Here is an 11,855-nt window from a genome sequence, read left to right as displayed (position 1 = left end):
AGCCGTAGGTCCCGCATCAGCGGGACTGACCGGCACGGGAAGAATGCCGTTGAATGTCTTGAAGGGTTCTCAATGTCACCCCGAACCCCGGAATTCCGGCCCGCCGAAGGCGGGGCGGAATGGAGTGGGTGAGGGGTCTCTCGGCGCGCGAGGATACCAATGCGTGTTGGAGATTCCTCACCCCTCGTCTCGTCCCGCCGGCGGGACGAGACTCAGGGATTCGGAATGACATTGCTCGTGTGCCCCTGACATTGGCCAGTAGAATCGCATGACAGAGAAACTACTCCCATCCGCCACACTCATCGACGGCCGCGCCATCGCCGCCCAGTTGCTCGATGAGCTGCGTCCGCGCATCGAGGCGTTGAAGAAGCGCGGCATCTCACCGTCGCTGGCCGCTGTGCTGGTGGGAGATGATCCGGCATCCAGCGTCTATGTCGCCACCAAGGAAAAGACGGCGACCAAGCTGGGACTCAAAGCCGAGGTCATTCGTAGTCCCGCCACAACAACACAGCGTGAACTGGAGTCGATTGTCGAGGAACTGAATCGCCGCAGCGATCTCAACGGCTACATCATCCAATCGCCACTGCCTGACAGCATCGACGAAGCCGCGCTGATCGAACGCATCGATCCGTTCAGAGACATCGATGGTTTTCACCCGTACAATGTCGGGCTGCTGACATTGGGACACGGACGTCTCCTGCCATGCACGCCTGCCGGCATTGTGGAGCTATTGGTGCGTTCTGGGTTTGAGACACGGGGCCGCGAGATCGTGATTCTTGGACGCGGCAATATCGTCGGACGGCCCCTGTCCATTCTACTTTCTCTCAAGGGCGGCCACGCCGATGGTACCGTGACAGTGTGCCACAGCCGCACCGCGAATCTTGCCGATCACACCCGCCGCGCCGACATCCTGATTCTCGCAATGGGCACACCGGCGACGATCACCGGCGACATGGTCAAGCCCGGCGCGGTCGTCATCGACGTCGGTGTCAACCGCGTGGCGGACACATCCGCCGAGCGCGGTTATCGATTGGTCGGCGATGCCGACTTCGAGTCGGTCAGTCGCGTCGCGGGCGCGATCACGCCGGTCCCCGGCGGCGTGGGCCCGATGACCGTCGCCATGCTGATGCGCAATACAGTCCTCGCGACCGAAATGCAACATGGGGTAATATAGGATCGACTCATCATGCCGGACGACTCATCCAACCCCTTCGAGGCCGCGTCCGTCGGCCACCCCGACAAGGTCTATTCGATCTCGGAAATCACCGAGATCGTCAAACGACTGTTAGAACAGTCATTTGAATCAGTCTGGGTCGAGGGCGAAATCTCCAACTACACTCATCACTCGTCGGGACACCGCTATTTCACGCTCAAGGACGACAAGGCATCTCTGAAGTGTGTGATCTGGCGACAAACCGGACGGTCCCTGGATTTCGATCCGGCCGCCGGATTGCATGTACGGGCGCTGGGGCGTTTCTCTGTCTATCCGCCGCACGGGGCTTACCAGCTTGTCGTCACGCGGCTCGTAAAGGTCGGCATCGGGGCGTTGGAAATCGCGTTTCAAAAGCTCAAGGAGAAGCTCCAGCGCGAAGGATTGTTTGAGCCCGAACGCAAACGCCCAATCCCGCCGTTCCCGCGCGTCGTCGGAATTGTAACCTCGCCGACCGGCGCGGCGATTGCCGACATGCTCAAGACGATCACTGCCCGCTTCCCCGGCTTGCATGTCGTGTTATGCCCGGCGCGGGTGCAGGGCGACGGCGCCGCGGCGGAAATCGTCGCTGCAATAGGGACGCTCAATGGTCGTACCGACATCGACGTCATCATCGTCGGACGCGGCGGCGGATCGCTCGAAGACCTGTGGGCCTTCAACGAAGAGCCGGTCGCGCGCGCCATCGCGGCATCGCGCTTACCGGTCATTTCGGCGGTCGGACACGAGGTCGATTTCACGATCGCCGACTTCGTCGCCGATCACCGCGCCGCCACCCCGACCGCCGCCGCGCAGTTGGTGACCGAACACTGGGTCGCCGCGCGCGATGTCCTGCCCGAAATGATCCGTCGCATGCGCCGCGCCGCCCGCCACACGGTCGAATTCCGACGGCGTGAAATTGCACGACTCAAGTCGTCGCACGCCCTGCAGCGTCCCGGCGATCTGCTGGCGCAGTGGTCGCAGCGTCTCGACCTGGCGACCGAAACGGCGACACGGCAGATGCGGCAGCGGCTGCGTCGCCACCTCGAACTCATGCAGGGACTCAACGGACGGCTCACCGCGCTTTCGCCCGAAGCGGTCCTGCGCCGCGGCTACTCCATCACGCGGCGAGTGGGCCGTGCCGATGCGTTGCGCGATGCCGCCGTCGTCTCCGACGGAGATGAACTGGAAACGCGGCTGAGTCGCGGCATCATTCGTTCGACCGTGTCCGGGTCTGGGCCGTAGCCGGCATCCCGGTCCCAACGACCCGATGGACGGAGCACTCCCCGCGCCTTAGATTCCCTTCGATGGCCGCAACGAAACCCAGAACTTTCGAAGATCAATTCGCGCGATTAGAACAGATCGTCGCGATGCTCGAGGGCGATGATGTCGCGCTCGAAGCGGCGCTGGCGTTGTATGCCGAGGGAATGGAGCTGGTTCGCGACTGTTCCAAAACGCTCGGCGCGGCTGAAAAGAAAATCGAGAAGATCACCGCGTCACTGGAGAAGATCGCCGAACGCGAGTCGGACGACGATGACTTCCAAGACGGCGATGCCGATGACACCGACAATGACGACGACGCGTGAGCACCCGTCAACGGATCCGGCCGTGAACCCCGTCGATCTGGCGTCGTATTGGTCCGCCTGCAACCGCCGCGTCAACGCCGAGCTGGAACGCCGGTTCGATACGCAGCACGGCGCTCCGGAGCGATTGCTCGCCGCGATGCGGCATGCGGTCCTGGGAGTCGGGAAACGGCTGCGTCCGCTGTTGGTCTTGGCCACGCATGATTCGCTGAACGGATCCCATCCCGGGGTCGATGCGGTCGCGGCCGCGGTCGAAATGATTCATTCGTATTCGCTCGTCCACGACGATCTGCCGTGCATGGATGACGACGACCAGCGACGGGGGCGTCCCACGGTCCATGTGGCCTTCGACGAGGCGACGGCCGTCCTCGCCGGCGATGCGTTGCACGCGCTGGCGTTTGAAGTCCTCTCGCGCCACGCGCCCGCCGAAGTCGTCGCTGTCATCGCGAACGCCGTCGGTCCGACCGGCATGGTGGGGGGGCAACTGGCCGATCTGCAGGCCGAGGGGCAGTCGCCGACCGAGTCATTGGTTCGCGAAGTTCATCGCCGCAAGACCGGGGCATTGATTCAAGCATGTGTACGGGCGGGCGCGGCGCTCGCCGACGCCGACGAGACGGCATCGGCGGCATTGACCCGATACGCCCTCCCGCTCGGCCTCGCCTTTCAAATTGTCGATGACATCCTCGAATTGACCGAGTCATCGGAATCGCTGGGAAAACCGACCGGATCGGATCTGAAGCACCGGAAGGTCACATACCCGGCGGCCGTCGGTCTTCAAGCCGCCCGTGACACCGCGATGCGGCTGACCGCCGATGCGAAGGCCGCCGTGTCGGGCTATCCGGGGGATGCATCGATTCTGCTGGGAATCGCCGACTACGTCGTGCATCGAACGCGCTGAGCCCAAACCTCCAATCCGCTCCTCTGTGAAACGCCTCGCTCTCATCGTCAATTCCCGCCACGCGCTGGCCGAATCGACTGTTGCCACCATTCAGGGTTGGGCGAAAGCGCAGCAATGGCCGATCGCGGCCGTCGAACGAATCGACATGGCGCGCGACCCGCATTATTCGGGTGTCCCCGATGAATTGGTCAAAGGCGGCGTCGATCTGGTCCTGTCACTGGGCGGCGACGGCACCATGCTCGCATCGGTGCGCGCCGCGGCCCCACACGGTATTCCTGTCCTCGGCATCAATCTCGGCGGCCTGGGATTTCTCACGGCGGTGGCGCCGGGCGAGGCATTGACCGCGCTCGAACGTGTCCGTTCCGATGATTACGCGATCGAAGAACGGCTGATGCTGGAGGTCTCCGATCCGTCGGCGCCCGACGACCGCTGGGTCGGTTTTAACGATGCCGTCGTCGACAAAGGCGGCATCGCGCGCATCGCGACATTTCACGTATCGCTCAATGGCGAGTTTGTCAGCGAGTACATCGGCGACGGGCTGATCGTCGCGACGCCCACCGGATCGACCGCCTATTCCCTGTCGGTCGGCGGGCCGATCCTGATGCCGACCCTGCACGTGATGACCCTGTCGCCGATCTCTCCGCACTCACTCGTACAGCGCCCGATCGTGTTTTCCAGTGGTGACACTGTGGCGATCACCGTGCGGTCCGTCTCGGGGCATGTCGTGCTCACCGTCGATGGACAGCGCACCCGCACGCTGGCCGAAGGCGCGACCGTCACCATCGCGCAGAGCCGCTACCGCGGACGGCTGGTGCGTTTCGCCGATCACTCGTTTTTGTCGGTGCTGCGCGAGAAACTACACTGGGGGATCGGACGACCGCCGGGCGATGGGTCCCCATAGCCCGGTCGCGACCCTGACCGTTGCGGGCATGTCTCATTGCCCATCCTGCGCAAGACGCTGCACACTCCGACCGGCCGCCAGAGTTCAGATGTCTCCAAACACCCCCCAAACGGGCGTTGCGGGGATCGGTGTTGTCTGGCGCGACGGTATGCGGTTTGCGAAACTCCCTAACGGAGTCCCGTTGCACCCCAGGGAGTCGAGATGCCGCACAAGAAGCAGAACACGCGCATGGAGCCATCACGGCCATCGAAATGGCTGCCCTCGCGTTCGCTGTATATCAAACCGCTCGTGCGCGTCCGGATACTCGATTCTCCCATCCCATCACCGACATGGGAACCGCCGGCGTCGGGTCGGCGTTCGGAAGCTATGGAAGACCAGTCGATGACGGTCGCCCGTCGCGCGAAAGTGCGACGGAGTGAACCAATCTGACGGCGTCATCGGTTCGTACAAAGTATGTGGCCGGGGATGATGTCCTGCGCTCGTCGACGACCCTCCCGAGCGTGGCCGATCCCAACTCCATCATTCCCCGGCCCATTTTTCTCACCCCCAACACCTCAATCAGCAGCCCGAAAACGCCCGGTGGAATCCGCCTGGCCTGAATCGCGATAGCCATCTCCGAAAATCCGGTCGGCTCTCGCCCTGTTCGGTCCACCAAACTTTGTCATAGCGCATCCGACCCAGCCGCGCATGTTTGCGCGGCATGATGGCCGACAAGGACATCAGCGGATTTTCCGACATTGCGCGAGTCGGCACCGACGAATCCGGCAAGGGCGACTATTTTGGGCCGTTGGTCGTGGCGGCTGTCTGGGCCGATCTGCCGACCGGTGCGCAACTGGAAGCGTGGGGGGTCATCGATTCGAAACGCATCTCCGATGGACGGGCTGCGCAATTGGCCCAGCGCATCACTTCGGCAAAGATTCCGCATGCCGTCGTGGCCATCGGACCCGCGAAGTACAACGAGCTTTACGCCAAGATGAAGAATCTCAATCGCCTGCTGGCGTGGGCGCACGCCCGCGCCATCGAGAATGTCCTGGAAAATGCTTCCGCTGAAGTGGTTGTCGCCGATCAGTTCGGCGACGAACGCCTCATCGAGCAGGCCTTGATGCAAAAGGGCCGCGATGTCCGCCTGTTTCAGACGCCGCGCGGCGAACGCGACATCGCCGTGGCGGCGGCATCCGTGCTCGCCCGCGCGGAGTTTCTCTGGCGTCTCAAACGCCTGTCCGATGAATGCGGGATGGTGCTGCCCAAGGGGGCAGGCTCGCCCGTCGATGCGGCGGCAGCCCGCTTAGTCGCCGGGCAGGGGGAGGCCGTTCTATCTCAGTACGCAAAGCTCCACTTCAAGAACACGCAGAAAGCCCGGCTGCTCCTGACCCGCCAAGGTCAGTAGTCGCAAGTCAAGCGGTCACGTTGGCCGATAGCAACCTCGAACAAGCAGTGCCGCTTTAGGTTACGCCGCCAATCGCTACGACGCGGCCTTTGCGCTCGGAATCGACTTCCTCCGGTTATGCGGCTTGGTCAATACATCGGGCCGCCGCCGATTCCATCAAGGTTTTCCCCCGTAAGCCGATGCAATAAATGTGTCAACGCCGTCTCCGAATGGGCGGAGTGTCGGAGCGCGACCATAGTCGCCGTGACTTTTGCACACCGACAACTTCTTCGGTCCGAAAGCGCGAATTCCGACCAGACGGTAAACGACACGTCAGGGAAGACAATCTGATGGGTTGGTTTCGACCGGCTCAGGCACTCGCAGGACCGATCGACGGGCTGGCCGCCCTTGATCGAGGGGGAAATGCCATGGTCACAACAATCATTACCGTGGTGACGCTGGTTGCGGCGTCCTATGTCCTTTGGACAACGATCCGCATGACGCCGGGGAAAGCGGCGGATTCAATCGTCCCGGCATTGCTGACCGGCGTATGGGCGATGGTCATGTTCGGGGCGATGCTGTGGACCGTCGATACGACGCTGGTCATCTCCGAACTGGCCTGGGGAACGTGGGGGGTCCATGCGGCGGCCCTGGCGATCAGCGTGTTGTTCTGCGCCTGGGCGATCACCCGTCGCCTGGCCCATCGCCGAGTGATGACGCCCCGCATCGGACAGAAGCAATCGTTTGATGCGCTGGTGTCGGCCCTCGCACACAGCCATGCGGCCGCAACGGATCTCGACTCGATGCTGGCCGATGCCGCCTCCGTGATCCGCCGGTTTACCGGCGCCGATTGCGTGCATCTCTGCAAGACCGGCGCTCAGAGCCGCCGTCACATCGCAACCTGCTCGGCGAATCCCCGATCGATCGCACACTCCGGTTACGATGCCGAATCCGACCGCATGGTCGCGGCGGCATCGAACAGTTGCGATATCGGAGTGTACCGCGCCATGCACGGCGCTCCTGACATGATCGCGGTACCGTGTGCCGACGCGGCCGGCTGCTACGCCGTCATGGTTCTTCAACAACCGCAGCCGGGCTCGTATACCGACACCGCGCTCGGTCAGCTTCATGCTGCCGGGCAAATGCTCGGGCGATTCGTTTCCGATTGGATCGCGGCCCATCGCGGTCTGACCTCCGGTCGTGTCGCCGAACCGCTCTCGTGGTTGTCATTGGCGCTCAGCGGCCAGATCGGCCTGTCGCGCGGCGTCGCGCAGGTCGCGGTCGCCCTGCACGACGTTGTCGACTTCCACTATCTGTCGCTGGCCGCCGTCGATGGTTCGCTGCGTCACGAGGACCGCATCAGCATGGTCCCCGGCGAGCGCCGCATCGTCGAAAGCCGGAAACGCTGGCCGATGGCGGCGACCACGCGACGCGTGCGCGCGACCGCGCGCATTCTGAACACACCGGATCTGCGCGAATCCCCTCGGGAGGGTCACGACGAAAAGGAGCCATGGGAATGCCGTCTGGGAATGCGCACACGCCTGGTGCTGCCCCTCTCCGACGGCTCCGGAACGCCGTTGGGTGCCTTGACCATCGCGCACCGGCAACCCGCGCAATACGATGAAACAACGGTGGCATTGCTGCAGCCGCTGTGCAGCGTCATCGGTCTTTGGCTGTCCGGCCTTGCGCAACGCAACCGGAATCAGCGCGCCGAAGCGGCGTCGCGCCTGGCCGGGGAGATGCTCTCCGCGCCCATGGCGTGGCAGGATGACACGACCATGCTGCAATCGGTGCGCAGCATCGTTCCCTCAGCCGCGATCCGACTGCTGCAGCTCGGCGCCGATGGCGACACGCTCACCGAGATTGCCTCGACCGGACGCGTCCGCACCGGGCCCGCAGTTTCCCCGATGCGTTTGTCCCAGCTTCCATGGCATCGCAGCGCCCTGCAGGCGCACGGCGTCGTGCATGTCGATCAGGACGATCCCGAATCGCACATGGACCAGACGGAGTCGCAGCAGGTCGGCATCAATCTGCGAACGGCCGCAATCATCCCGATTTGCGCCGGTCAACAGGTGCTCGGATTCGTCGATGTCGTCGAAGTTCGCGATCCCGATCGGACGCGCCTGGGCCGTGTCGACGATGCCGTCCTGACCGCCTTGTCCCACGCCATCCGCTATCGCTGGGTCGGGATGGATGTCAATGCACCGCCGCCGCAGCACGCGGGGCGGCAGCATGTCGCGGGCTGGTCCGAGTTCTGCCGTGATATCATCAATCCGATCACGTGCATCGTCGGATCGGCGGAACTGATTCGCTACAAGCAGCCATCGTTGTGCGCCACCGCGGACCGCCACCTGGAGACCATCGTCCAGTCGGCAACACGCATTCAGGATCTCCTGGCCACCTATGTGCGCGGAAACGGCCTGACGGCACTCACGCCCGACCCGGCCCACGCGCGCAACAACGGCGCGAAGGACCACCGCGAAGTGGGGCAGGCGACGGGGGACAATCGGGTGTTTCAGCGGCCGGCATCCGTACGCGTGCCTGAGCCGATCCCTGCTCACCCCGTCACGGCGCCACGTCTCGCGGGCAACGTTCTGACCTCGTGATCCGACGTCAGACGGCCAAGCCGTCTGAGGGCACCGCCCAACGATGATGCGCACGTCACCGGAACAACGCGACATTGTCTTGCCGCCGGAGGGGCTATCGGCCCCCCGACGGCCAGAGGCATACTCAGCCGATGAACAGAGCGCGGTGGAGAGATTGAGCCGCTCGGAGAAGATGGCCGCCCTCGGCGAAATGGCCAGCGGCGTCATCCACGACTTCAACAACCTGCTGGGCGCCATACTCGGTCGCGTTCAACTCCTGCGGACCAAGTCGGATCCCGACGAAGTCCAGCGTCACATCACCCAGATCGAAAAGATCGCCCTGCAGGGCGCCGAAACCGTCAAACGCCTGCAGGCATTCACCCGGCGCGGTCAACAGAATGAATTTGCCGCGACCGACTTGTCCCAGGTGGTCTCCGAGGCCCTGGAGCTCACGCGCCATCGCTGGGAATCGCAGGCGCAGGCCAATGGTGTCATCTATCAGGTGGAGCGCGCGGCCTGTTCGGGTTGCTACGTGGACGGCATTCACTCCGAATTGGTCGACGTCGTGGCCAATCTGATCTTCAATGCGTTGGATGCGATGCCCGACGGCGGACCGCTGCGCTGCCGCCTGCGCCCCGTGGGGGGGCGCTGCCTGCTGGAAATCGAGGACGAAGGCAGCGGTATGCCCGCCGAACAGTTGGAACAGGTCTTCTACCCGTTCTATACCACCAAGGGCGCGCAGGGAACCGGGCTGGGATTGGCGGTCGCCTACGGGGTCATCACACGCCACGGAGGCGAAATTCGGGTCAACTCGGCGGTGGGAGTCGGCACGACATTCACCATCGATCTGCCGCAAACCGACAAAGCCCCCGAAGGGGCCGTGCCACGGTTTACGCTGGGTCAGCGCGGCGACTGGCGCGTGCTGCTGATCGATGACGACCAGACCATTCTGGATGTCATGGGCGAGGCGCTCACCGAGGTCGGATACCGAGTCACGACCCGCGACAACGGCGCCGCCGCCATCGTGGAATTGCGCGCCGACCGATTTGACATCGTCGTCACCGATTTGGGGATGCCGGGCGTGACCGGATGGGAAGTGGCGCGCCATGCCTACACGCTCCGGCCGCGAGTCCCGGTGATCGTCATCTCCGGGTGGGGAGCACAGATCGACGAGGCCAAACTCGCCAACGCCCACGTCGATGCGGTTCTCGCCAAGCCCTTCCACCTCGATCAACTGCGTGATCTGATCTCCCAGGTCGCGACGGCGAACACTTCCGCCGCGTCCGCGCACACGTGATTACGGCGTCATCCGCACGGAAAGCGATTGACGGATTCCGGGCCGTGTCCTATCACACCCAGTGATGGGAGACCGACAATCGCGGCATCGCCTCATCCGCCGGTCGGTCGTTTTGACGGCGGCAGCGGTCGGGTTGATTTCCAGCGGCACGCACCTCCACGCCCAACCCCCCGCCGACTCCATGGCCTCGATTTGGCCGGCCGGGGCCGTCGCCGCTGCGCTGTCGTACATCCGCCTGCTCCCGGACGACTTGCGGCTGCGGGACGACTATGTCGAGCGCGACGGTTGCCGCCTGGATTTGGTCGACCGCCTGATGCGCGACCCGGCGGCCATGCCCGAGGTGCTGCACGCCTTTAGCGCGGCAGCGTTCGATCACACCAGGCAGACAACACCGGCGCCGACTGTTCCGATTCGCATCACTCCCCTGGCGCAGTTGGCATTGTCCGACTGGCCATCCGATTGGGCACATCGATTGTTCGCCGACTCTGTGCTGCCGCGACCAGTCTCGGCATTGCCTCTCCCAGCGGATTGGAAACGCTTCCTGACAATCGCGATGGCCGCGTCCGACGAGCGCGATTGGATCGACTCGGTTTGCGCCGGACTGGATTTGGCAACGCGGTTGATGATCCGCGACACGCTCCCGGAGCTCTTGCGGGAAGATGCCTCCGATAAGGACAAGTCTCCCGAAGCGCTCGATGCGATGTTCCGACGCGAAGACTCTTTGGCGCAGCGTTTCGCCGCGATGTCCGATTCGCTGAATTGGCGCTGGGTGTGGACGCAAGGCGCCGCCATTCTGGATACCCTCCTCGCTTCCCTGCCGCACGGCTCACCCGTTATCGATTCCGCCGATTGGCCCCGTGCCATGCGACGGATTGCCTTCGGCCACGGCGACACGCTCGTCGTCGGAACACTCGGGCCCGATGTCTATGTGGGAGCGCCGTCCCTGATTCTCGACCCCGGCGGCGATGACCTGTATCGGCTGGCTCCGGTCACCCCCGGTCGGCCGTCGTTGATCGTGGATTGGTCGGGCGACGACATCTACGATGCGCCGTCCGGCCGCGCCCTGGGCTGCGGCTACTGGAGTTGGAGTCTGCTAATCGATTGTGCCGGCAACGACACCTACGATGCCGGCTCGTTCTCTCTGGGCGCCGGATGGTTCGGCGCCGGTGCGCTGATCGACCGGGCCGGCGATGATGCCTACCGCGGCGATACCCACACGCAGGGGGCGGGCGGTTTCGGGATCGGCGTGCTCTGCGACGAATCCGGTACGGACCAATACACCGGACGGCTGTTCTCGCAGGGGTTCGGGTTTGCGGCGGGACTGGGGATACTATCCGATTATAGTGGGAATGATAACTATACCTCCGGCGGGCTGTATGAGGACGTGCTCCGGTATCGCGACCACTACCTGTCGCTGTCGCAGGGGTTCGGCTACGGCATCCGCCCGCATTGCTCCGGCGGCGTCGGGCTGCTGCTGGATGGGAGCGGCAACGACGTCTATACCGCCGACATCTTCGGGCAGGGCGCGTCGTACTGGTGGGCGTACGGCGGGCTCTACGATGCCTCCGGAAACGACCACTATCAGGCATATCAATACGCGCAAGGATCGGCGACTCATATGACCGCGGGATGCCTCTACGACCGCGCCGGCGACGACACCTATTTCGCCAAGGGCGTCTCCCAGGGATGCGGCCACGACTGGTCGGCGGGACTGCTCATCGACCGCGGCGGCAACGATACCTACGCCGCCGCCGATCTGTCGCAGGGAGCGGGATCGGCCAACGGCGTGGGAATCCTCATCGATCAGGCCGGCAACGACGCCTACTCCGTCGAATCCGGCGCCAACACGCAGGGTTACGGCAATCCCCGACGGGAGTACGGCTCGGTCGGTCTGTTCCTCGATCTGGGAGGCGCCGACCGTTACCTCGGGCCCGGCAGCGATGGGCGCATCTGGCTGGGCGGATCGCGCTGGGGGGTCGGCGTCGACGCCGACTCGGCCTGGATGAATCGGCGGACGGAATTGTCGGAGAAGGAGTAAG

At 64.0% G+C, this 11,855-nt stretch carries 10 protein-coding genes; all 10 read left to right on the top strand.

Features of this window, described 5'->3' with window-relative positions; genetic code table 11:
• The first annotated feature begins 268 nt into the window (after positions 1-268).
• The 10 genes from VGB22_05630 to VGB22_05585 all read left to right on the top strand — a co-directional run bounded on the left by VGB22_05630 (position 269) and on the right by VGB22_05585 (position 11,854).
• A complete protein-coding gene (locus tag VGB22_05630; GenBank protein HEX9750750.1) occupies positions 269-1,174 on the top strand; it encodes a bifunctional 5,10-methylenetetrahydrofolate dehydrogenase/5,10-methenyltetrahydrofolate cyclohydrolase in 906 nt (301 codons plus the stop codon).
• 12 nt (positions 1,175-1,186) lie between these two features.
• Complete coding sequence (xseA, locus tag VGB22_05625) at positions 1,187-2,431, top strand: exodeoxyribonuclease VII large subunit (GenBank protein ID HEX9750749.1); 1,245 nt, start codon at positions 1,187-1,189, stop codon at positions 2,429-2,431.
• Between the two features lie 62 nt (positions 2,432-2,493).
• Positions 2,494-2,772: an exodeoxyribonuclease VII small subunit gene (xseB, locus tag VGB22_05620; protein ID HEX9750748.1), complete on the top strand. Its 279-nt coding sequence runs from the start codon at positions 2,494-2,496 to the stop codon at positions 2,770-2,772.
• A 22-nt stretch (positions 2,773-2,794) separates the two neighbouring features.
• A complete protein-coding gene (locus VGB22_05615) occupies positions 2,795-3,667 on the top strand; it encodes a farnesyl diphosphate synthase (GenBank protein ID HEX9750747.1) in 873 nt (290 codons plus the stop codon).
• A 25-nt stretch (positions 3,668-3,692) separates the two neighbouring features.
• A complete protein-coding gene (locus tag VGB22_05610) occupies positions 3,693-4,568 on the top strand; it encodes an NAD(+)/NADH kinase (protein ID HEX9750746.1) in 876 nt (291 codons plus the stop codon).
• Between the two features lie 201 nt (positions 4,569-4,769).
• Entirely contained in the window at positions 4,770-4,997 is a 228-nt protein-coding gene (locus tag VGB22_05605) for a hypothetical protein (GenBank protein HEX9750745.1), read from the top strand.
• A gap of 271 nt (positions 4,998-5,268) precedes the next feature.
• Positions 5,269-5,955, top strand: a complete 687-nt coding sequence (gene rnhC / locus VGB22_05600) for a ribonuclease HIII (GenBank protein HEX9750744.1) — start codon at positions 5,269-5,271, stop codon at positions 5,953-5,955.
• A 407-nt stretch (positions 5,956-6,362) separates the two neighbouring features.
• A complete protein-coding gene (locus VGB22_05595) occupies positions 6,363-8,540 on the top strand; it encodes a GAF domain-containing protein (GenBank protein ID HEX9750743.1) in 2,178 nt (725 codons plus the stop codon).
• Positions 8,541-8,583: 43 nt separating this feature from the next.
• On the top strand, positions 8,584-9,816 hold the full coding sequence (locus VGB22_05590) for an ATP-binding protein (protein HEX9750742.1): 1,233 nt from the start codon (positions 8,584-8,586) through the stop codon (positions 9,814-9,816).
• A gap of 181 nt (positions 9,817-9,997) precedes the next feature.
• Entirely contained in the window at positions 9,998-11,854 is a 1,857-nt protein-coding gene (locus tag VGB22_05585) for a hypothetical protein (GenBank protein ID HEX9750741.1), read from the top strand.
• Position 11,855: the final 1 nt, after the last annotated feature.

This window comes from Candidatus Zixiibacteriota bacterium (assembly GCA_036397555.1).
Lineage (GTDB): Bacteria > Zixibacteria > MSB-5A5 > WJJR01 > WJJR01 > DATKYL01.
Note: the sequence above shows the minus strand (reverse complement) of the source record. Positions and strands in the feature narration are given on the sequence as shown.